Annotated in this window: 21 protein-coding genes; all 21 read right to left on the bottom strand. The window is 44.7% G+C overall.

The features are described from left to right. Positions 1-60: 60 nt before the first annotated feature. Positions 61-747 (bottom strand): class I SAM-dependent methyltransferase, encoded by a 687-nt coding sequence (locus A3K86_RS20465; RefSeq protein WP_068335914.1) that lies wholly within the window; start codon positions 745-747, stop codon positions 61-63. Between the two features lie 77 nt (positions 748-824). Next, positions 825-2,951 carry a peptidase domain-containing ABC transporter gene (locus tag A3K86_RS20460; protein ID WP_068335911.1) on the bottom strand — a complete coding sequence of 709 codons (2,127 nt, stop codon included), beginning with the start codon at positions 2,949-2,951 and terminating at the stop codon, positions 825-827. Continuing rightward, positions 2,948-4,210, bottom strand: a complete 1,263-nt coding sequence (locus A3K86_RS20455) for an HlyD family secretion protein (protein WP_068335908.1) — start codon at positions 4,208-4,210, stop codon at positions 2,948-2,950. Before A3K86_RS20455 ends, A3K86_RS20460 begins: the two co-directional genes overlap by 4 nt. A gap of 96 nt (positions 4,211-4,306) precedes the next feature. After that, positions 4,307-4,453: a hypothetical protein gene (locus A3K86_RS22880; RefSeq protein ID WP_162844308.1), complete on the bottom strand. Its 147-nt coding sequence runs from the start codon at positions 4,451-4,453 to the stop codon at positions 4,307-4,309. 81 nt (positions 4,454-4,534) lie between these two features. Next, positions 4,535-4,723, bottom strand: coding sequence for a hypothetical protein (locus A3K86_RS20450; protein ID WP_068335904.1), 189 nt, complete (start codon positions 4,721-4,723; stop codon positions 4,535-4,537). Positions 4,724-4,739: 16 nt separating this feature from the next. Next, the gene (locus A3K86_RS22760; RefSeq protein WP_157599476.1) at positions 4,740-4,910 is read right to left on the bottom strand and encodes a hypothetical protein; all 171 of its coding nucleotides are present in this window, start codon (positions 4,908-4,910) and stop codon (positions 4,740-4,742) included. A 104-nt stretch (positions 4,911-5,014) separates the two neighbouring features. Continuing rightward, on the bottom strand, positions 5,015-6,187 hold the full coding sequence (locus A3K86_RS20445; protein ID WP_068335901.1) for a glycosyltransferase family 2 protein: 1,173 nt from the start codon (positions 6,185-6,187) through the stop codon (positions 5,015-5,017). A 22-nt stretch (positions 6,188-6,209) separates the two neighbouring features. Continuing rightward, on the bottom strand, positions 6,210-7,592 hold the full coding sequence (locus A3K86_RS20440) for an MchC protein (RefSeq protein WP_068335897.1): 1,383 nt from the start codon (positions 7,590-7,592) through the stop codon (positions 6,210-6,212). Between the two features lie 6 nt (positions 7,593-7,598). Continuing rightward, positions 7,599-8,087 carry a toxin-activating lysine-acyltransferase gene (locus A3K86_RS20435; RefSeq protein ID WP_068335894.1) on the bottom strand — a complete coding sequence of 163 codons (489 nt, stop codon included), beginning with the start codon at positions 8,085-8,087 and terminating at the stop codon, positions 7,599-7,601. Between the two features lie 420 nt (positions 8,088-8,507). After that, complete coding sequence (locus A3K86_RS20430; RefSeq protein ID WP_068335892.1) at positions 8,508-9,086, bottom strand: HupE/UreJ family protein; 579 nt, start codon at positions 9,084-9,086, stop codon at positions 8,508-8,510. Between the two features lie 46 nt (positions 9,087-9,132). Further along, positions 9,133-9,960 (bottom strand): formate dehydrogenase accessory sulfurtransferase FdhD, encoded by an 828-nt coding sequence (gene fdhD, locus A3K86_RS20425; RefSeq protein WP_068335889.1) that lies wholly within the window; start codon positions 9,958-9,960, stop codon positions 9,133-9,135. 119 nt (positions 9,961-10,079) lie between these two features. Next, positions 10,080-12,221: a sigma 54-interacting transcriptional regulator gene (locus A3K86_RS20420; protein ID WP_068335885.1), complete on the bottom strand. Its 2,142-nt coding sequence runs from the start codon at positions 12,219-12,221 to the stop codon at positions 10,080-10,082. 167 nt (positions 12,222-12,388) lie between these two features. Then, positions 12,389-14,539 carry a formate dehydrogenase subunit alpha gene (gene fdhF / locus A3K86_RS20415; protein WP_084406703.1) on the bottom strand — a complete coding sequence of 717 codons (2,151 nt, stop codon included), beginning with the start codon at positions 14,537-14,539 and terminating at the stop codon, positions 12,389-12,391. Positions 14,540-14,561: 22 nt separating this feature from the next. Next, positions 14,562-15,110 (bottom strand): 4Fe-4S dicluster domain-containing protein, encoded by a 549-nt coding sequence (locus tag A3K86_RS20405; protein WP_068335877.1) that lies wholly within the window; start codon positions 15,108-15,110, stop codon positions 14,562-14,564. A gap of 259 nt (positions 15,111-15,369) precedes the next feature. After that, positions 15,370-15,828, bottom strand: coding sequence for a hydrogenase maturation peptidase HycI (hycI, locus tag A3K86_RS20400; RefSeq protein WP_068335873.1), 459 nt, complete (start codon positions 15,826-15,828; stop codon positions 15,370-15,372). Beyond that, positions 15,828-16,235, bottom strand: a complete 408-nt coding sequence (locus A3K86_RS20395; protein ID WP_068335870.1) for a formate hydrogenlyase maturation HycH family protein — start codon at positions 16,233-16,235, stop codon at positions 15,828-15,830. The genes hycI and A3K86_RS20395 overlap by 1 nt, the downstream gene beginning before the upstream one ends. 7 nt (positions 16,236-16,242) lie before the next feature. Continuing rightward, positions 16,243-17,145, bottom strand: coding sequence for an NADH-quinone oxidoreductase subunit B family protein (locus tag A3K86_RS20390; protein WP_084406702.1), 903 nt, complete (start codon positions 17,143-17,145; stop codon positions 16,243-16,245). Further along, entirely contained in the window at positions 17,132-17,695 is a 564-nt protein-coding gene (locus tag A3K86_RS20385) for a formate hydrogenlyase complex iron-sulfur subunit (RefSeq protein WP_068335868.1), read from the bottom strand. Before A3K86_RS20385 ends, A3K86_RS20390 begins: the two co-directional genes overlap by 14 nt. An 11-nt stretch (positions 17,696-17,706) precedes the next feature. Continuing rightward, complete coding sequence (locus A3K86_RS20380) at positions 17,707-19,446, bottom strand: hydrogenase large subunit (protein WP_068335865.1); 1,740 nt, start codon at positions 19,444-19,446, stop codon at positions 17,707-17,709. Between the two features lie 4 nt (positions 19,447-19,450). Then, positions 19,451-21,079, bottom strand: a complete 1,629-nt coding sequence (locus tag A3K86_RS20375) for a hydrogenase 4 subunit F (protein WP_068335862.1) — start codon at positions 21,077-21,079, stop codon at positions 19,451-19,453. A gap of 4 nt (positions 21,080-21,083) precedes the next feature. After that, entirely contained in the window at positions 21,084-21,734 is a 651-nt protein-coding gene (hyfE, locus tag A3K86_RS20370) for a hydrogenase 4 membrane subunit (protein ID WP_068335858.1), read from the bottom strand. Positions 21,735-21,743: the final 9 nt, after the last annotated feature.

Here is a 21,743-nt window from a genome sequence, read left to right as displayed (position 1 = left end):
ACTCTGAGAATAAGGCTGATAAACTCAGCCAATTACAAAATGGCATCATAACCAAAGCTATTAATCGTCAGGTGAGAAAAAGACCCTACGATTCTTAATATGTTCATTAATATTTCTTACTTTTTTGACCGCTAGTTGATAGTTTTCTATAAAGACGTCACTTTCAACAGAAACACTCAACCAAGCATCAACAGCTCGCTTGGGACTAAACCTTGCCCTATATTCTTTATGATCTAATTCAAGGCTGTCTATAAAGCCATCATTAAACATTGATACTATATAAGGGTCATTATACCATTCGTAGTCATCTATCAATAATACACCTCCAACTTTTAGCTTATTCCAAGCTAGTTGCACATCTAGCATCACATCCTGACCAATATGACTACCGTCGATATAAACAAAATCAAAATCAGAGCCAACTTCATTAAGTACATCGTATAACAGCCCTTTACAAAGCGTGACGTTCTTATTCTCAGCGACTGTCTCAAGAAGTAACTCTCGGGGCGCAGGCTCAACCCCCACCACCTCATTAAATACATCCGCCAACATGGCTGTTGTCCTACCTTCGTAACAACCAACTTCTAAAGCTCGCTTTTTTTCATTTATTTGTTCAAAGCACTGCTTAAAGTTATCAGAATGAATACTAGTCCAATCATAAGTATAATTTTTACCGTTCGTTGTTTCTTGAGGCTGCCCCTCGTGATAATTCATGACCTTCATATCATTCTCACTTAATGAGCTCATTACGATCTCCTTATTCCGATAGTTCAGAGCTATAACAATTAGCTATAATCTTTATTTACTGGCACATATTAAAAAAGTTAAGCAACAGCATTTTCCTGCAACGACGTTTTAATACTAATATCGATATTACGATCGGCGGCAGCAATTGTTTCCGGACGGTGTGCAATCTGTATTACTGGCAGGTTGAGTTCACGCACAGCCTCAATAACCTTTTTTTCACTGGTAACATCTAGGTGGCTAGTTGCTTCATCTAGAATTAATAATCGAGGTCGCTTATAAAGGGCTCTTGCAAATATAATTCGCTGTTTCTGGCCACCTGAAACAGTATTGCCCATCTCTCCCACCAGAGTCTGGTAGCCCATTGGCATTGCCTCAATTTCATCATGAATATTGGCCAACTTGGCACACTCAATCGCCCTATCCATATCCACTTGCTGCGAAAAAAAGCAGATATTCGATAAAATGGAACCATTGAACAATTGATCATCTTGAAAGACAGAACCAATTCCACTTCTCAGATCCGACAGGTTGCACTGAGAAACATCATGCCCGAAAATGCGCACATTCCCAGATTCAGGCTTATAGAGTCCCAATAAAAGTTTAGCCAGTGTGGTTTTTCCACATCCCGATCGGCCAGTGATAGCCACCACTTCTCCAGGTGAAACACTGAATGAAAGGCGTTCAAATAGCAGCGGGCTATTTTCAGAATAGCGGAAGCTAAGGTTATTCACTTTAACCGCAGATGTATCGCAGAGGCTCGCTATAGTCGAAGGTAAAGCAACGTCTTCTTTCAATTGCTCTTTATCAGTTAATACAATGTCTGCCAGACGCTCTGTGTACACTGACAACATACGAAACTCAAAATAATTGTTAATTAGCTCAGTGACACTTCCAGAGAAGCGGCCTTGAAAAGATAAAAAAGCAATTAGCATACCTGCTGTAAACTGACCATCCAGCACTAGCTTGGCACCAAACCAAAGCACACCAGCAGTAGAGATTGCAGTGAGCCCTTCCATGATCACACCATAGATCATCATTAGCTTAGACTCATTGAGCTGAGCATTCCTGCGCGCAATATTGAGGTTTTTCCAAGCATTCTCTCTCCAGCCCATGCCGCCATTGATCCTGACACTTAAAATGCCGTGCAATGTCTCCAGAAAGTTGCTCTGCTCTTTAGCATTCGTTGACCAAATCTCTTCTTCTGCTCGTTTGAAACTATCAAACCATGCAAAACGCATCACCGCGTAAAGAATAACAGTAGTAATACTGATCATAGTTAGCAGTGGGCTATAGAACAGCATGATAATCAAGGTGCCTGTTACCAAGATCAGATCAAGCAATGCTTGAATAATATTATTGGTAATAGCGTGCTGAATAGTATCGAGCGATTCAAATTTAGCCGAAATATCCCCGAGTTCCCTCTTTTCGTACCAGTCGATGGGCAATCTGATGAGATGGTGGAAGACATTCGCCGCCCACTGCATGTTGAAATTGACTGACAGATATATGGTAAACCACTGCCTCGCCAGGCTAACCAAGCTCTGTGTCGCCGCTAATAACAGTAGAGCTATAATCACGAGATCAAGTAGGTTGTGATCAAAACTTACCAGCACTTCATCAATAATCACCTGATTAACAAGTGGCGACACCAAAGCCAACATTTCTAGCGCGACAGCGAAGATAAAAATCTTACTCAGTGCACGCTTAAAACCCAGCGTTTTACCGATCAAATCTCGAATACGAACCTTTTCACGTACATCGGCTTTCTCAAATTCATGTGTGGGAGCCAGCTCTAACGCAATACCGGTATAGTGTTTATTCATGGCTTCTTTAGAGAGTTTGGTCACCCCAGAGGCCGGATCATACAATTCGTAGAATTTATCGGTAACTTTGCTTAAAACCACGAAATGGTTCATATCCCAGTGCAGAATACAAGGTAAGCTTAGTTTTGGCAGTTCCTCAAGCGTAGCATGTAGAGGACGTGATGAGAGCTTAAGACTCTGAGCACAGTTCATCACATCAGCCAAAGTAAGACCATGCTGAGAAAAATGATGACGGGCCCGCAGCGCGGGTAAATCAATCTTGAAACCATGCCAATCAGCTATCATTGCCAAACACGCGACACCGCACTCAGCCGACTCAGTCTGCCTAACAAGCCTGATTTTTTTACGCCATGCCCAATCGAGGTTTTCTTTCTGGATCATTCATTTATTCCTTGCATTCGGGCAATGGGTCCCAGTAACCATTCATACAGTTTTCGGGTTTCGACATTGATATCAGCACTAACACGCATACCCACTTTTAAAGGTTCTTCCCTCCCATATACGCCAATAGTTGACTTATCGAGCGACACGACGATTCGGTATAATGTTTCTGCGTCTGAACGAATAGTCTGATCCTGAGCTTTAAGTTCCGCTGGTGTCAGGGTCGATTGAGAAATCTGAACCACATTGCCTTTCTGAATACCGAACTTTTCATGCGGATACGCATCAAACCGCAAACCAACTTGTTGCCCTGAGCGCAGGAAACCTATTGAACGGCTTGGTGCATACAGCTCGACCTGCAACCTTGCCTGCTCTGGAATAATATTTAACAGCACTTCGCCCTGACTGACAGATTGGCCACTCTCGACACGAAGCGTAGTGATCTCACCACTGACTGGTGAATGAACAACCGACTCAGAAGCGGAAGTCAGTTCTATTTGTTGCTGTTTCAGGCTATCAATCTGCCTTTCCAGCTCAAGCGTACGCAGGTTTCCCTGGAGTGACATGAAATCAATCTGGTGTTGGGCTGCTACCCGTTCGCGCTCCAACTGCTGAATCATTAGTTTTTGATTCTCTTCTTCCGCCTGTAAACTAACCAGACTGGAGAGGTAATCTTTAAAAGCGAGATCAGATATATAGCTATTTTTTAGTAACTTAAGGTAACTATCCCGGGCTTCTTTCTTTAACAAAGTTCGTTCTTTCGCAAATGCTAACGATTGCTGAGCACTTTTTATCTCCAGATCCAACCGCTCAATTTTACTATTCAACTCATCAATGCGGGACTGAGTCACCAAACGCTCGTAATCACGTTGGCTTTGTAATGAATTGTACTGATGCTCAAGACTGCGCTTTAAACGCTGATTGATGCTCTCACCGCTAGTGTCAAACACTTCGCTATTCACTCGAAACAAACTCGCTAACTTTTCAATCTTCTGCCCATCATCAACATAGATCGCATCTACCACGCCACTTTGCGCTGCTTTAACGGCAATCAGGCCTGTCGATGGTACAATCACACCTTCAAGTCGTGTTTTTTTGGTATAACTGCCAAGGGCTAACAGAGTTAAAATGGCCCCAATCACCACTATGCAGCAGACCGTTACAATACGTTGATTGAGACCAGATAGGATCAGGATCTGCCCTTGCTCCGTCTGGTACTGTTGTTGAAGATATTCTTCGCGAAATATTTGCTGAGACATAGAGAGTTACTGCGTCTGCTGTGGGATAAAAACAGGGGTATGTGACTAACCCCTGTGAACTACAGCAGGTCTACACCTGCATCTAATTTCTATCGATTAACGGTAACGACCTTCTTCATTTGAGCCGCCACCACCGATTGGACGCCCTTCCTCATCAGAACCGCCGCCACCAATTGGGCGACCTTCTTCATCGCGGCCAGCACCAGAAACCAACTTGATCTGATCTTCATTTAATTCAAACATAATGTTTTCCTTATACATTTAAGTTTAAAAGATTGTGATAGCTGTAAATAAACCATCACAGGTTTAACTTCTTACCACGACCTAGCGGTAATATCCCTCTTCACCATTTTGAGGTGGTCGATGAATCGGGCAAGGTTCAGTGGGTTGATTGCAATAACAAGGAGGCTTAGGTTTATTCTCTTCGCCACTACCGTTACCACTGTTTGCGCCCTCTTCACCGACAAAGGCACCTGACACAAATTTGATCTGATCATCATCCAGTTCAAACATGGGGCTTTCCTTCTTTTTAGTAACGGCTTTCTTCACCAACATATGGAGGACGTTGATGTGGCGGACGTGGTGGACGGTTTTCTTCATTACCACCAGGGTTAGTATTACCTCCCGGATTTGTTGGACGGTTCTCTTCTGATGCCGCACCTGATACCAAATTGATTTGCTCTTCAGTTAATTCAAACATGATAATTTCCTTATATCGTTAATACTTTGGCAGCCATAATGCACTGCCGACTCTAGACTGTAATTAGCCTAATTCTTTGAAAAAAGACCTGCAGCAGCAAAACGTTATCGGGTCAGCCACTTCTTATCCTTGCCAGTGATCTCATCCAGATAGCCGAGAATATTGGGAATCCAAGTAATAAAGCGCAGTAAATGAGTAAATAGCGGTAACATCGCCATTTCAACGCGAGTAAGGTTGTGGGCATTGCCGGTTTTTGCAATAAAGAAGAATATAAATATCGATTCAACAAGCAGCGCTATCGCCATTACACTAAAAGGTAGCCACATATCGAATACGGCAAACAACGGCATAGCAATAAAAATAGGAGGGAATAAGAACTCAGTCGCTGAGATCAGAAACCAAGGCAACGACATCGCCCCCATAGCAGGAGACACTTTCCAAGTCTCCCAAAATGCTTCAACACGGCCACGTGACCAGCGTCGGCGCTGACGAAACAATGCATCGTTGTTCTCCGGACATTGTGTTGTTGCAATAGCCTGAGCTGTATAACCCGTTCTGTAACGGTGAGCCAGTGCTTTCCAGCACCAAGAAATATCTTCGACTAGCCACTCGCTCCATCCACCTAACTCACGTACGGCACTGGCACGATGTGCAACAAAAGCTCCAGCCAGAACCGGAACGACACCAAGCTGATCCTGAGAAGTTCTTAGGGCTCCGTGCACCCCTATATGCTCATAAAACTGAGACTTACATAACAGGTTACTTTCCCGATTTTTGGGCACAACATAGCCACAAACTGCAGCATAACCTGGATGGCTCCATATTTTATTAGCCAGAGCGAGAATCCCACCTGGCTCAATAAAAGTATCACTATCCACCACAATATATATTTCGCCTGTGGCGACCTGCTGCTCTAATGCAAAATCAAGCGCAGCTCCCTTTCTTCCGGTATTTTCCGGTTTATTCAAAATTACGTAGCTCTGCTTTCTTTCTTGCTGCAACCATTGATAAACATAATCAGGCGTATCATTTGTAGAACCATCATCGATAATCAAAACCTGAAGTCTGGATGAATACTCTTGTTGATCTATTTTATCTAGAGCCGTCAATAGAAGCGCTTTATCTTCATTATAAAAAGGCACAAATACTGTAACTAGAGGTAAGTCATCATTAATAGTCTCTGGCTTCCAACGAAATAGAAATATTGCCATTAACACCATGACACAACAAAGTTCCACCAAAAGAGGAGCTGCAATTATTATTGATAATTCTTCCATTTCACTAGCCTGCTAATGATATTTAATTTAAATACTTAGAAATAAAATCACTAATTTCTTTTTTAGTACCACAATGGCCTTGCAAACATGGATCAGCAAATATAGTAAATCTGGAATATTTGATATCTCTATATTTGAAATTAGGCTTTACATCTGGATATCCAACAAGTTCAAGTGCAGATTTCACATCAGAAAAAAAACGTTGCTTGTTAAAATCACAATCGGCAAGACGAGAAACATGCCATTTATCTTTTCGCAATTCCTGCTTAATTTTCCTGCCAATTTCAAGTAATTTAGGAACCTGTTCCGAAATGCCACACTCCAGAGCTGTATAACGATTTTCCTGTTCTTCCAGTGTCTGGTTGAATTTATCCAACAACGACTTTTGCTGCTCGCCATTCAGTCCGGACTCACTGTGTCTATTCAAATGATAGAAAAACGTTTCCAACCACTCATTAACCCCAAGATGATCATCCCAGGTAGCGCCAAGGCCTGAAGTCAGTAACACATTGGAAAAATCACCAATCCCAGATACCGTTCCTAAATCCAAAAAACGCCCATCTAGAGCAATATTAGAGCTGGTCAGCGAACCATGAGGCATCCCTTTAATTCGACTCACGGCAATCTGAGTAGCAAAGCGGGTGACAAATCGCTCCACCACATCATATACAGGAGTGCCACTGCCGCTCTTTTTACGCTCGTTACTTTCCAGTAACTTCACTGCGGATTCAACATACTTATGCGTCGCATCACGCAAGCGTGCATAGCCTTGGCGAGGCCAAAAATTGAGCGCTGGTTCAAAGTGAGCGGGTCGCGTGGCGACTTCTCGAACCATGATGGAACAAGGCTGTTCAACTTCATCACCAAAAGTATTCTCGCCAGTTATCGTCTGCGGTGTTCGAATCACAGCAATAATTCTTAAGGCCCCATAAGGCAATTCCTGATGGCAAAGTTCACTCCATAACGCTTCACTGATCGCCTCGCTCAACGGCAACTTACCTGAAGAGTGCCCTTCATCAACGTTTACAGCGACTAGCGGGTTAACGCCATTCCCTTTGATCTGCAATTCCCCATTGAGTCCGCAACGAGCACTGCCACCGTTACCTGCATCTCCAGTATTTCCGTAACGATCAGCAATAAATGTTTTACTGTCGGTCAGATCCAATTCAGCATCATCGGCATACCCACGGCTAACATAGGCATAGTTATCTAAAATAAGCTGCTCTGCCTTCTCTACATCCATGCCTCGCTCTTCAAGCCAATTGTTGTTTATCCAAGCTATTTGTGGATTTTTAACTTTAAATGCAGGGTAAGAAACAAAACTGTTTTCCGGTAGGCTATTACCATAAAGCACGGTATTGTCGTGATTTGGAACATCATGAGTCATAAGAATGTTTTTATTCATACTTGTCTACCAACTATATACTGGCTCAGAGCTGCCCGGTTCACGGTAGTAAAGACTTTTTACTCCCGCCTTTTTCAGCGCTCTACTTATTCTGATTAATTTCTTTAAAAACGTTTTTTCCGGATACGGTAAACACACATCAAAAACAATTAGATTTGGACCTTCATTCCACTGTGATGGATGGGGAACAAAGGCTGGATCAGTTAAGTATTCATTTAGCGTTTTATCACTCACCCAAGCCCAGCAGGCATAGCCGCTTGCACTTCTTTCAAACTCACCCTGAAAAAGCTTAATTTGTTCATGATTAATGGCAGGTATCATCCAATGATAAAATGACCCAACTGTGATTTTCTTTCTTTTTTCATTTTTCGCGTAGACATAACACAAGTCACCTAATAGTGCCTGCCTTGGTTCAAAAAAAATCTTTCGTTCCGTCGTTTCAAGGATGATAGAATTCCAATCATGAATTGTTGGTATATCTCCATCTATTTTCATATCGTCACTTATTAACATGCGTATATAAACCCCTACCAACATAAATAATCAGCAGACAAATCAAGTTAATTTAATGTAGTTTATCTCTAAACAATATAATCAATTAAATGAAGTTGAATTTAAACAAAGCATTAAAAAAAGCTCGGGACACTTCGAACTTATAAACTCAAATTTAAGAAACAAAAATAAAAGTAAAGACATGACTCCCAAACTTGATTAAATAGATTGCAAAACCAATTTATAGGATAGACATACAAATATAATACGCACTTTCACATACAACACTTATAAAGAATGCAATGGGACCGTAGCAGACTGTCACCTTTTAGCTCAAGGCTATACTCAGCGCACAAAAAAGCCAGCATTGTCATGCTGGCTTCTAAAGCGTTCTATTTTAAGGCTAACTTAGAGCACTATCGCCTAACTCAACAGAGCTAAACACGCACCGCTTACGGCAACGACAGGAGCCATCACGCGTGTTGGAATAAACTGCGCGATTTGATAACCAATAGTTACGATAATCGAAGAAGCCAATAGCATACCCGGTGCGAACTCAATTAATTCTGCACCACCTAGTTCTGCGCCATGAGCCCAACCGTGGAATAATACTAAGGTTGCAGATAAGGCGAGTAATACCGTATTTGCTACATTCACTTCTTTGTCTTTTAGTTTCCACATCGTTGCTGCAACAACAAATACAGAACCCAAAATCAAGGTTTCCATGCCAGTAATGGCACCACTTAGCTCACCCAGCAATACACCTGCAAACATAAAGCCCAATACCGATGCCATTAGCATGTAGCCTTTTTTCACGCTATTGGCTTGGCGAGCGATAAAGCCCATTGCTAGCAACATAACAAGGTGGTCTAAACCTAAGAAAGGATGTAGAAAGCCTTCATAAAATGAATTATGCAAACCGTGAATGCCTACGTGTGCCGATGCTATCGGTGATGCAAGTAAAGCGGCTAACGTAACCAGTGTTAAATGGAATTTTTTCATTTCAATACCTATGCATTGTTAAATTTAGAATAAGGAAAAAAGCAAATTAAAGATGACAAGTGACACGTTCCGGATGGGTGTACACATCCGCCCTTCCCGGACGACAGAACCCCACTAAGGTTAAATTCGCTTGTTGCGCGAGTTCGACCGCCATCATGGTGGCAGCTGATATCGCAAATAAAATCTCTACGCCAGCTATCACGGCTTTTTGCACCATTTCAAAGCTGGCGCGACTGGTCACCAAAATAGCGCCGCCTGTTAAGCGATGTTTAACGATATAACCAATCAATTTATCCAACGCGATATGACGACCAATATCTTCTTGGATCACCACGATCTCCCCTTGCTGCGAGATATACGCCGCCGCATGAGTTGCCCCCGTTAATCGGTTCAAACGTTGATGTTGCTTGAGCTGTTGAAGGGCATGATCAAAAGTCGCGATATCCATAGTGAGCTGATTACCCAAGGTGGATAACGGACGCACGACTTGATCGAGTTGCTCTGTTCCGCAAATACCACACCCTGTTCGCCCTGCCATAGTGCGACGAACATGCTTTAGTTGCTCGAAACAGCGATTACATAACTCAATATGTAGTTCGATACCTTTTTCGGTATAAACAACCTCGATATCGTGAATATCACGATAGTGCTGAATAATGCCTTCCGATAACGAAAAACCAATCGCTAAATATTCCAACTCGGTGGCAGAACACATTAATACTGTGTGTGCGATTCCGTTATAAACCAATGCCACGGCTGATTCCGATGCCAAATTATCGAGGTCATCTTTTTCAAAGGCATTTTTACGAAAACGAAATACTTTATGCGTGTCATACACATGCGTGCTGACATCATCTTGCAAGACATCATGCATAATAAACCGTCCTGGCTTATCTAACCTCAACCTAATTCACTTAATCAATAAGCAAATTAGATTGAGATAATGAGAAGAAGAATTAAATAAAATTGATTACTGAATTTATCTGCTTTTAATTATCCGTTCGTTGCAAACGACTTTGACGATATACCTAAACGCTGCATACGCGATAATAATGTCGTTCTTTTTAATCCAAGTCGTACTGCCGCTCCTTTTGGCCCAGCAACAATACCGTTTGTTTCTTTTAACACCTGAATAATGCGCTCTCGCTCTATGTCTTTAACAGTGGTGGGCGTTTCTATTTTCTCCTCCACGTCAAAAACACTATCGATGTCAGGCGAAGCACTTATTGGCTCTTCCGTTGGTAATAACGCCCGTAATTCCTCCGCAGGTAAATTAAGTACGCTACCACGAGTTATAACAACTGCTCTTTCAATCACATTTCGTAATTCACGAATATTACCAGGCCAAGGTAGAAGCGATAAAAGCCTCACCGTTTCAGCCGGAATACTGGTGATATTCTTATTCATTTGCTTCGCCAACTCTCGAGTAAAGTGTTTGGCGAGTAATGGAATATCTTCCCTTCGCTCTCGCAGTGGTGGTAACAAAATTGGAAAAACGTTTAGACGGTAATAAAGATCGCTGCGGAATTCTTTATTTCTGACCATTTCCAATAAATCACAGTTAGTTGCGGCAATGATCCGCACGTCAACAGGGATCAACTCATGGCGCCCAATTCGCTCCACTTCTTTTTCCTGCAAAACCCGTAATACCTTAGGTTGCAAGTCAATCGGCATGTCACCGACTTCATCTAAAAACAGTGACCCTTTGTTGGCCCGTTCAAAGCGACCAATACGATTGGTTAACGCACCAGTAAACGCCCCTTTTTCATGACCAAACAAATCACTTTCAAACAACCCAGACGGCACCGCAGAGCAGTTCATCTTCACCATATCATGGCTGTTACGATGACTAAGCTGATGTACCGCTTTCGCAATCAGCTCTTTACCTGTCCCCGTCTCTCCTAAAATGAGTACCGTACAGTCACTGTCTGCCACCATCAGCACTTTTTGTAACACATCATTCATTACGCTGCTTTGACTAATGATGTCGTTAAACACTTCATGTTTTGGCTCGTCATCATTAACTTTGATAACGTCACTCACTCGCGCCAACGAACGCACTTCTTGGCTACTTTTGAAGTTGGATAACGCCATCGCAGCGCGTGCTGCAATTTGATGGAACAAAGGTAAATTGCAGTTCGCAAAATAGTCTTTATCACGATGGACGAGCTTCATCGCCCCCATCACTTTGTTTCTAAACACCAAAGGTAGAATGCATGCCGATTGCAAGTTATGAGGGATCAACTTGCTACATTCTTTATATTCACGACTCAAGCGTGGTAAATCATCTTTATTAAAGATAAATGGCTGCATAGTTTCTAACACGCATGAAGCCGGCGTATCTTCAAATTGCGTATGTTGAACAATGCATTTAATTGCTTTAGATTCTGCATTATTCGCATCGTAACAACAAAAACGCTCTGTGGTGTTTTCCGAAGACATCAAGCTAAAACACTCAATATCAAAATACTTCTTTACGTGACGAAATAAGGTTCGGGTTAAATCTTTTATTTCAACTTGGCTGATCACAGAGTTGGTAATATCAACCAAGATTTTATTATCGTCATGATTACCTTGCGGTAAACTTTCTTGTGCGACTAACCACATTCGCTCCATTACCGCTTCTAAGGAAAACGCAATAATAGAAGACAGTTGTTTCAGCTTTTGCAGCACATTGTCATCAAAAACGATGCGCTTATTAATAATGAACTCGACCCCACCATAATGTTGCGTAAAAGTAGTCAGTGGGAACTGACAATACATTTTCAGTTCTTTGTAAATTTCATTATCGATAAGCTCAGGGTAAGCATAAAAGAACTCACCATCGCTTAAATAATTAACAACTTCTTTATCACCATCATCATGCTCTGGCAGACAATAGTTTACATCAATCAGTTTTGGTTGATTGCCATCATCCGGTGACACATAAACTAACGAGTTACCTTCATGTTCATTATCGTGAAGGATCAAATTAATTCGATTTATTGGCACAAAGTTAAAGCCCACATTATTTAAACTTAAAATAAATGCAGGTATATCTTCAGCTGCTAATAAAATCTGAGCTAGCTCTTGAAAATCGTCGTCCCACTTCGCAGAGATCGTCTCAATTAACGGCGCGCTCTTTGTTCTCTGCATACTATCCATAATCCAATACAAACAACATTATCAAGAGGTTACACTAGTCGCTTTGTTGCACATTGATACAGCTCAATATCATTATTCTTTATTGGCTTCACTACTCTTCGCTATAACCTCAATGTGGCAATCGTCACTTTGCCAACATTGAGGTTTTCGCTAATACATCATTCAGCTGTTGCTAAAGCCGCACTCCTTAGTTTGGATTTCAGCTTGCTGTATTCCACCTGCACATAATTTTCTGCCCAACTTTGATCAACAATCTGCTCAACGTTAACAGCACAATATTTATATTCAGGGGTGCTCGAAATAGGATCGACATGCTCAATCGTTAGTTCGTTACAAGCTCCAATCCACCATTGGTAAGTCATATAAACCACACCACGGTTTACACGCTCATTCAACGCTGCACGACTGATGATCTTGCCACGACGTGACGATACCCATACCAGCTGCTCATCACCAATGTGTAGAGCTTTGGCATCTTCAGGGTGGATCTGCACATAACCCGGTTCATCCGCTAGGGTTTGTAGGGCTTTACAGTTCCCCGTCATCGAACGACAGGAGTAGTGACCCACTTCACGCACGGTTGACAGTACAAACGGGTAATCTTCGTCAGGCTGTTCTAGTGGTGCACGCCAATCCGTTGCAAACAACTGCCCTTTACCACTCGGTGTCTTGAACTTATTGCCTTCAAACAAGAAGGACGTTCCCGGATGATCTTCGGTCGGACACGGCCATTGCACACTCTTCAGGCCAGCCATTTTTTCATAGGTTGCCCCAGCAAATTGCGGACACAATGAGCGCATTTCATCCCAAATTTCTTTGGTGTTGTTATACGACATTGGGTAGCCCATTGCTGTTGCCATTAAGCTGAAGATTTCCCAGTCAACTTTCACATTTGGCGGTGGATTTACCGCTTTATAGAAGCGTTGGAAACCACGGTCTGCACTACTATAAACCCCTTCGTGTTCACCCCAACTGGTTGCTGGGAAAATCACGTCAGCCATTTCAGCAGTTTGGGTCATGAAGATATCTTGAACAATCACCAAATCCATCGCACGCAGCGTTTTACGCATCGCCGCTAAGTCAGCTTCGGTTTGTGCAGGATCTTCACCAAAGATGTAGAACGCCTTACATTTGCCTTCTTCTACCTTGTGGTTTAACTCAGTTAAGCGATAACCCGGTTTTGCTGGCAGTTTAACGCCCCAAGCGTGTTCGAACTTCGAACGAATGCTCTCGTCTTCAACATCTTGGTAGCCAGGATAACGGTTTGGCAGCATACCAAGGTCACAAGTCCCTTGTACGTTATTTTGACCACGTACCGGACCTACACCCACACCACGACGACCAAAGTTACCTGTGATCAAAGCTAAACTTGCTAGCCCTTTCACCACATCAACCGCTTGACCGAACTGAGTCACACCCATGCCCCATAGGATCATAGATTCAGGTGCAGCAGCGTAAGTACGCATCGCCAGACGAATATCTTGCGCTTTCAAACCTGTAATAGATTCAACGTATTCAGGTGTGTATTTAGCGACTTTATCGCGATATGCCTCGAAACCTTCAGTGTATTTCTCAACGTATTCGCGATTGTATAAACCTTCTTCAATTAACACATTGGCAAACGCGTTAACCAATGCCATGTTCGAGCCATTTTTCAGTGGTAACCATTGATCGGCAATACGTGCTGTTTCGACCATACGTGGGTCACAAACAATCACTTTGGCACCATTAGCTCGGGCTTTAAGAATATGTTTCGCTACAACAGGATGTGAATCTGCCGCGTTGTAACCAAACACGAGTAAGCATTTTGTATCTTGGATCTCAGTAATTGCGTTGCTCATTGCGCCATTACCGACGGTAGCCTCCAGACCGGAGACAGATGGAGCGTGTCAAACCCGCGCGCAGTGGTCGACATTATTGGTGCCGATAACGGCACGTGCGAATTTCTGCATCACGAAGTTTGCTTCGTTACCCGGCCCACGCGCTGAGCCTGTGGTCATGATGGCATCAGGACCAAATTCTTTTTTGATGCTTAGCAGTTTTTCACTGGCGAAGCTAATAGCCTCATCCCACGATACCGCTTCAAGATCAGCGTCTTTATGACGACGGATCATCGGGCTTTTCAAGCGTGGGGTTAGCAAGTTGGTATCATTTAAGAAGTCCCAACCATAGTAACCTTTAAGGCAAAGTTCACCTTCATTGGTGCGCCCTTGCGCTGCTTCCGCTCCTACGACTTTGCCGTTCTCCGTTAATAAATGGAGCTTACATCCAGTGCCACAATAGGGGCAGACGACAATTGTTTTTTCCATAACACTCTCGCTTTTTAAATAGTTACAAGGCAGCGACTGCAGCAATTGATTCAGCAGCGGCTTCTCGTTTCTTCTTATTAATGATCGTCAAGTCTTCCGCTTCGATTAACTGTAGGGCGCTAGTCGGACAAACTTGAACACATGCAGGACCAGTAGGGTTGTCGCTACATAAATCACATTTCAGTGCCTGTGCTTTTGGCACCTTAGTGGAAAAGAGTGGGTTTTGTACTCCGTTATCCACCATGTCGGTCACCACTGTCATTGCGCCGTATGGGCAAGCAATGGCACAAGTTTTACAACCAATACAGCGACTTTGAATCACTTTAATTTGATTGCCTTCCGACACGATAGCGTTGTTGGGACACACTTGAGCACAAGGCGCATCTTCACACTGGCGACATAGCACAGGGGTAGTCACCTTCGCATTTTTGATGAGTTTCAGCCTTGGGTTGAATCGTGCAGGATCAATCGAAGTCACCGAATTATCATCCGAATGAGAAAGTACGCATGCCACTTCGCAGGTACGGCATCCTATACAACGATTGGGGTCTGCAAATACAAACCTGTTCATGACATTATCCTCTTTGTCTTTTGCTCACATTATTCTCATTGTCGAATCATCCTTGATGAGTTATTCATCTAATGCATAGCTTATGCCAAGTTTGAATTTCTTTGCGTTGAGCCATAAAGCATTGATTTATCAATAGTGAGAGCACTAAAACGCAGTGCGCTTGTCACTACTTTCCAAGTGTCGATGACGACATCGACACTTGATCATCAAAAATGACGAACTCCTTGTTGTTACATGTACCTCATATCAAATTCTGAATTTATACCGTCGCGAACTCGCCCTGCCCTTGCCAAGTCGGCAGCGCTTGATAGAGCGCTGTGACAGCGTCACGCACCATATCTGTCATTGGGAAAGAAAACGCGACAATCGCAGGTTGAATACCAATAAAAGTCACCTGCGGCACAAAGGTTTCTAACTCTTCGATTAAGAAGTTAAGCGGTAGGCAGTGGGTAGACATGATGAACATCTCGGCGATTTGATCAGGCTCGATGATGCGAATTTCACCTGCTTTCTCGCCGATTTCAGCCGCATCGACAATCAACACTTGCTCTGGCGCGAGTTCACGAATCTGGTGAACATAATTCTCAGGCGCACTGCCGCCATCAATCACTACCCAATCATCGACAGGATTTTGCAGCATCATTTCCGCCAACAGCGGCCCTGCGCCATCATCACCCATCATGCTGTTACCTACGGTTAGGACCAATTTCTTACTCATTATCGACTTCTCACCATTAGATACATGGTTGGCTCGTGGTAGATCTCAGTCAGTACCTTGATTAAGCCATCCGTTAACGCTTGTTCGGTTGGGGTTTGCTCTTCGGCAGGAATATTCGAAAACGCCCCTGCCAACATATGGATGTGATCGGGATAAATGGTGATTTCACCAAAGGTGAAAAAGCCCGCCATTTTTCGGTAGGCTTCGCTATCAGCAGGCAGCTTTTCAATCCACGCTTGGTACTCTTCCTTCGTGCACTGCAATACGGTTTTTAAGCAATCTACGACCCCAAGGTGATGACCAATTGCCAAGCTGTAATACATCACTTGCTTGGCTTCCTCAGGCACATCGTATTGCTCATCAACAAACTTACGGCTTAAGGCGTAAAACATGACGTTGTCAGACATAACTACCCTACTCCTGCTCAGTCAAAAGCGTTGATTCCGCTAGTGACTCTCGCTGTTGTTGCTTTTGTAGCTCTTGCTCAGATGACACTTTGTGCTGACAGCTTTTCCCACAAGTCGAAGATGCAGGTTTACCGAAATACGACAGCGAGGTTTGATACAAGTTATCGAGGATTTCGAATAAACGCGGATCACCTTGATCAAGCATGTACTGCTTCACCTTGCTATCCACATCTTCAGGAGTACAAGTCACCAGCATCGCCATGAAATCATCAGCAATTTGCTGACCATGACGATAGCCCGCTAGACGTCGAGCTTCACGCTCAATCAACACTTTAAGCTCAAGCGGGATCCCTGTGTGCTCAAGCGTGACGCGCTCGGTCGGGGTTTCAAAATGACTCTCCGCTTTCAGTTTTTGATCCAATAAGCCCAGCGCCACCGCAAAACCATAAATAGTGGCGGCAGGTGTTGGAGGACAGCCCGGAATATAAACATCGACTGGAATGATCTTGTCGGTTCCACCCCAGACGCCATAAAGGTCGTGGAAAATACCGCCATCACAACCACAGGCACCATAAGACACCACGATTTTCGGATCGGGCGCCGCTTCATAAGCACGTAATGCCGGCATTCGCATTGGGCGAGTTACCGCCCCAGTGAACAACAAAATGTCGGCATGACGCGGCGAAGCCACCACTTTGATCCCGAAACGCTCGGTATCAAAAACTGGGGTTGTCGCGGCAAAAATTTCAATTTCACACGCATTACAACCACCGCAGTCCACGCGATAAACATAAGCTGAGCGGCGGATGTCTTTGAGTAAGGTTTCTTTTAATTTGGCGGTATGTGGATCCACCTTAATAGGTTGAGCCTCGGTATGACTATTACCGACAATCGGCTTAATTCCTTTCATCAGCCACTTCCTTATTCAAATGCTTAGTGTGGAAAACATTGGCTGCATCCATCATGTTTTGTTTACGACGACATGCTGGGCAGGTTTCCAATTGCTGACGACGCACGTTCAGCTGCTCATCGCTCATGCCCGCTTGCTGCAGCAAGTCAAGGGCGTATTCCACCGCTTTACGTGGAGCAAATGCGGTGTCGCATTCGCGGCAATGAGTGAGTGAAAAGTTCGCTTCTTGGTAAAGGTCTTCTTTATTGCAAACCGCCAACTCAAACTCTTTCGACAGCTTAATTGCCTTGGTTGGACACACTTCTTCACAGCGGCCACAGAAAATGCAACGCGCAATAGATAATTGCCAACGACGCGTGCCTTGCGCGGCATCGGTTTCCATGATCAAGGCATTCGCGGGACAAGCGCGAGTACAAGCCGCGCAGGCAATACACTGCTCTGGGTTGTATTCCGGTTTACCACGAAAATCGTCACTCACTTCAAGCGGAACGAACGGGTACTTTTTCGTACTCTCCCCGGCTTTGATGATGGTTTTAATAACTTTAAACATGTCTCAGCCTCCTACTTGAGTGGGGAGTTTTTCCGCTCGATCCCGTAGCGTTCGATTTCCTTGTACGACACTGTGGTCGACTTACGTTTCTTGGTATCGACCAAGGTCACGCGGTCGGTACAAGAGTAACAAGGATCGAGACTACCGATGATCAGCGGTGCATCCGACACGGTATTGCCGCGCAACATGTAACGTAGCGTCGGCCAGTTGGCATAAGTCGCCGCACGACAGCGCCAACGGAACAGTTTCTGGTTATCCCCCGTCATGCTCCAGTGAACGTTTTCACCACGAGGCGCTTCGGTAAAGCCCAGCGCAAATTTGTTTGGCGTGTAGGTGAAACCTTCTGTTAGCAGATCGCCACTTGGCAAGTTATCAAGGCCGTATTCCACCATGTTGAGCGAATCAAACACCTCTTTGATCCGCACCATCACGCGTGATTGCACATCACCGCCATCGAATGAATGAAGCTCAATCGGCACACTGCCGTAAGCTTCTAGCGTATTTTGGTGCACAATTCGTGCGTCACGCTTAAAGCCACTACCACGGATCAACGGCCCAACCGGGCTGTAATCTCGGGCAATATCACGATCCAAAATCCCAACGCCAACGATGCGTTGCTCGATATTTGGCGTGCTCAGCAGCATATCCACCAGCCCCTGGAACTCACGGCGTACTTGGCGGACCAAAGCAATGCCTTTTACACGGTGTTCTTGCAAGATGTCGCGACGAACACCACCAATAAGGTTCAAGCCGTAAGTTTTACGTGCGCCAGTGAGCAGTTCTGCCAGCTCCATGGTTTTCTCACGTACGCGGAAGAACTGCATGAAGCCAGTATCGAAGCCAACAAAGTGACTTGATAAACCAATGTTCAACATGTGGCTATGAAGACGTTCCACTTCTAAGAGAACGGTACGGATCATTTTGGCGCGAGGTGGCACAGGAATGCCTAATGCATTTTCTACCGTATTGCTGTAACCAACACTGTGGGTGAAGCCACAAATCCCACAAACTCGGTCTGTCAAAAAGGCAACTTCGTGATAGCCCATACGTGTTTCGGCCAATTTTTCCATTCCACGGTGGACGTAGAACATACGGTAGTCAGCATCAACAATGTCTTCACCATCAACAAATAAGCGAAAATGCCCCGGCTCATCAGAGGTAATATGCAAAGGCCCGACTGGCACAATACGGTTTTTGTCGCTACCGAGTTGGTTGTCAAATTGGTAGGTTTCTGTTTCTGTGGTTGGCATTGGGCGTTGGCGGTAATCCATCGCATCTTTACGCAGTGGATGAAGATCTTCAGGCCAATCATCGGGCAGCACCAAACGGCGCTCATCAGGCAAACCCACAGGACGTAAGCCGTACATATCGCGAACTTCACGCTCACCCCACACCGCAGCTGGGATGACAGGGGTGATAGAAGGGAATTCTTGGCTATTAGCATCAACTAATATTTTCACCGTTACCCAGCTTTTCACTTCCCCTTCCATCGACAGTGCGTGGTAAACCGCGAAATGCCCATTCAAGGAACGCTCATCGTTACCAAATGAAACGGTCAACCAACCACCTTGGTCGTAATATAACCATTTCATCACTTCAATCAGGGCCGTTGGCTTAACAGTGATCGTGACCTGATTTTCCGTCTGCCACTCTTCGTCTAAGATGGCGTTAGGAAAGAACTGGCGCACACCTGCCACATAGCCGTAGCCCTGCTTATTATTTTGCTTCGTATTGAGTTCTAAAGTATCCACTCGCTTATCTCTCTTTCTGATTTAGGGCGACAGTTGGCTCAATCAGGCTCGATTGAGTCAGTTGGGCAGTCGGGGTCACGTCGGCTTCAGCCGGTGGTGACATTTGCCAAGGTAGGTTTAGGGCGTCGATCATGGTTTCGTCATTTGTGTCGAGCACCACTAGCGCAGCGCGATCTAAGCCTTGAAGGATAGGTTTAGGAATGTGTGTTCCCATCACTAGCATCATCACAATCAACACCACCATTGGTGCTAACGTCATCACGCCAAGCTCGCCTTTTTCGACTAGGTCAGGTTTTGGTCCTAAGACACAACCCGCCACCATTCGCGCCAGACCAGCCAATACGATCGTTAGCAAGATCAATAAACAAATGGTTAGCACTGGGTGGTCGCTACCAATACCTGCGGTCACAACCATGAACTCACTAATGAAGAGGTTAAATGGCGGTACGCCACCTAGCGCCAATGCGCCCATTCCTAATAAGATCCCGGTGATCGGCGCAACTTTGAGTACGCCTTTCACTGTGTCCATGTCGCGAGTACCGTATTTGAGCAGAATGTTACCCGAGCCACAGAACATCAGGGTTTTACCCAAGCTGTGGTTAATCACATGAAGCAAACCAGCCAAGATCCCCAGCGGGCCAAGCGCAATTGCCAAGGTGATCAAGCCCATGTTTTCAACACTCGAATACGCCAACAGACGTTTAAGGTCACGCTGAGTAATAATGAAGAACGCCGCGACAGCAACCGACATGAAGCCAAATACCATCAGCAACATTTGCGGGAACTGAGGACCAATCGCTTTCACTGTGATGATGTAGTAACGCAAAATCACCAACAGCGCACAGTTCAGCAAACCCGCTGAAAGCAAGGCACTAACAGGGCTAGGCGCTTCTGAGTGTGCGTCAGGCAACCAAGCATGCATCGGGAACAAGCCTGTTTTGGTACCAAAACCAATCAAGATAAAGATAAAGGAAATGTGCACCAAGGTTGGGTCAAGCAAGGTGGCGTTTTCATGTATTGCCGTCCAGAAAATTGCTGTGCCTGAATCGCTAAATACCGCAGCGGCATTGGAGTACGCCAGAATCGAACCAAACAAGCCAAAGGCAACACCCACGCTACAAATGATGATGTACTTCCATGCCGCCTCTAGCGATGAGCGCTGTCCGTATAAACCGACTAAGAACACCGAGCTAATGGTGGTCGCCTCGATAGAAACCCACATCATGATCACGTTGTTCGCCGTCACCGCGATTAGCATGGTCGCGAGGAAGAAATTGAACAAACCGTAATACAGCGCCACTTTCTTCGCTGATAGCTCACCTTCTTTGTACTCGTGGCCTATGTAGCCAATCGAGTAAAACCCCGTTAGCAAGCCCACTAAAGCTAGTAGCGCGGTGAACAGTGCCGATAAGCTATCGAGATACAACCAATCATTGGCAATCAAGATTGGCCCGTTAACAAACACGTCAGCCGCTAACCACCAAGAGATAACAAGCACAGCCACCATGCTGACAACATGCGCTGCCAGCGCCAGTTTCTTCAACGCTTGTCCGCCCCAGTAAGAGGCAAATGACACTAATCCAGCGACAAACGGCACAGCCAAAAGTAGCGGGAGTAAAAATGTAGAAGACATGAGATTACCCCTTTAACGTAGTAAGTTGCTGGGCATCTAGGGTATGCAGCTTGGTGTAAATCTGTTTGACCAAAATGATCATGAAGATCACCGCAAACACTGCATCAATCGTGACACCGATTTCCACCAGCCCCGGCGCTTTATTGGCAAGTAACGCCAACGTCAGCGATGAACCGTTTTCCATCAAGCAGTATCCAAACAACTGTTTTAAGATATTGCGCTGACTAACGATGCACAGCAGCCCCAAGAAGAAGTGACCCAGCGAGACAGAAAGCGCAGGTTTTAAGTGCGCCACCAGCGGCAACTGCACTGATTCAATCGCAAGGAAGCTCAGCAAGGTGATCACCCCACCGATAATCACCAACCAAGCAAAATGGATCACAGGCTTATCGGCTTCAGGGTCATACATTTTGCTAAATGCGTAGTACAACAACGCAGGCAAGGCGATCACCTTGGTAATGAAGGCAGTGATCGACCAGTGGTACAACTGAGGCGCATCCACGGTGTTGGCGATAGCGACAAAAGTCAGTACCAGCACCAGTGACTGCAATGAATACAAGATGGCAACCACACGAGGTTTGCGAACACCTATCACCATCAGAGAGGTGATGATCAACAAACCTGCGAGGTTATTAATGACGATTTCTCCGTTCATCATCACTCC

It is taken from the genome of Photobacterium jeanii, from assembly GCF_001650345.1.
Taxonomy (GTDB): domain Bacteria; phylum Pseudomonadota; class Gammaproteobacteria; order Enterobacterales; family Vibrionaceae; genus Photobacterium; species Photobacterium jeanii.
Note: the sequence above shows the minus strand (reverse complement) of the source record. Positions and strands in the feature narration are given on the sequence as shown.

What these genes read in the sequence shown, in the direction of transcription:
- A3K86_RS22760 (WP_157599476.1), bottom strand. Translation starts at nt 4,910, where the DNA reads ATGTTTGAATTAACTGAAGAGCAAATCAATTTGGTATCAGGTGCGGCA.
- A3K86_RS20450 (WP_068335904.1), bottom strand. Translation starts at nt 4,723, where the DNA reads ATGTTTGAACTGGATGATGATCAGATCAAATTTGTGTCAGGTGCCTTT.
- A3K86_RS20460 (WP_068335911.1), bottom strand. Translation starts at nt 2,951, where the DNA reads ATGATCCAGAAAGAAAACCTCGATTGGGCATGGCGTAAAAAAATCAGG.
- A3K86_RS20435 (WP_068335894.1), bottom strand. Translation starts at nt 8,087, where the DNA reads ATGAAAATAGATGGAGATATACCAACAATTCATGATTGGAATTCTATC.
- A3K86_RS20390 (WP_084406702.1), bottom strand. Translation starts at nt 17,145, where the DNA reads ATGAAAGGAATTAAGCCGATTGTCGGTAATAGTCATACCGAGGCTCAA.
- hycI (WP_068335873.1), bottom strand. Translation starts at nt 15,828, where the DNA reads ATGAGTAAGAAATTGGTCCTAACCGTAGGTAACAGCATGATGGGTGAT.
- A3K86_RS20385 (WP_068335868.1), bottom strand. Translation starts at nt 17,695, where the DNA reads ATGTTTAAAGTTATTAAAACCATCATCAAAGCCGGGGAGAGTACGAAA.
- A3K86_RS20455 (WP_068335908.1), bottom strand. Translation starts at nt 4,210, where the DNA reads ATGTCTCAGCAAATATTTCGCGAAGAATATCTTCAACAACAGTACCAG.
- fdhD (WP_068335889.1), bottom strand. Translation starts at nt 9,960, where the DNA reads ATGCATGATGTCTTGCAAGATGATGTCAGCACGCATGTGTATGACACG.
- A3K86_RS20395 (WP_068335870.1), bottom strand. Translation starts at nt 16,235, where the DNA reads ATGTCTGACAACGTCATGTTTTACGCCTTAAGCCGTAAGTTTGTTGAT.
- A3K86_RS20430 (WP_068335892.1), bottom strand. Translation starts at nt 9,086, where the DNA reads ATGAAAAAATTCCATTTAACACTGGTTACGTTAGCCGCTTTACTTGCA.
- A3K86_RS20445 (WP_068335901.1), bottom strand. Translation starts at nt 6,187, where the DNA reads ATGGAAGAATTATCAATAATAATTGCAGCTCCTCTTTTGGTGGAACTT.
- A3K86_RS20405 (WP_068335877.1), bottom strand. Translation starts at nt 15,110, where the DNA reads ATGAACAGGTTTGTATTTGCAGACCCCAATCGTTGTATAGGATGCCGT.
- A3K86_RS20375 (WP_068335862.1), bottom strand. Translation starts at nt 21,079, where the DNA reads ATGTCTTCTACATTTTTACTCCCGCTACTTTTGGCTGTGCCGTTTGTC.
- A3K86_RS20420 (WP_068335885.1), bottom strand. Translation starts at nt 12,221, where the DNA reads ATGCAGAGAACAAAGAGCGCGCCGTTAATTGAGACGATCTCTGCGAAG.
- A3K86_RS20465 (WP_068335914.1), bottom strand. Translation starts at nt 747, where the DNA reads ATGAGCTCATTAAGTGAGAATGATATGAAGGTCATGAATTATCACGAG.
- hyfE (WP_068335858.1), bottom strand. Translation starts at nt 21,734, where the DNA reads ATGAACGGAGAAATCGTCATTAATAACCTCGCAGGTTTGTTGATCATC.
- A3K86_RS22880 (WP_162844308.1), bottom strand. Translation starts at nt 4,453, where the DNA reads ATGTTTGAATTAAATGAAGATCAGATCAAGTTGGTTTCTGGTGCTGGC.
- A3K86_RS20440 (WP_068335897.1), bottom strand. Translation starts at nt 7,592, where the DNA reads ATGAATAAAAACATTCTTATGACTCATGATGTTCCAAATCACGACAAT.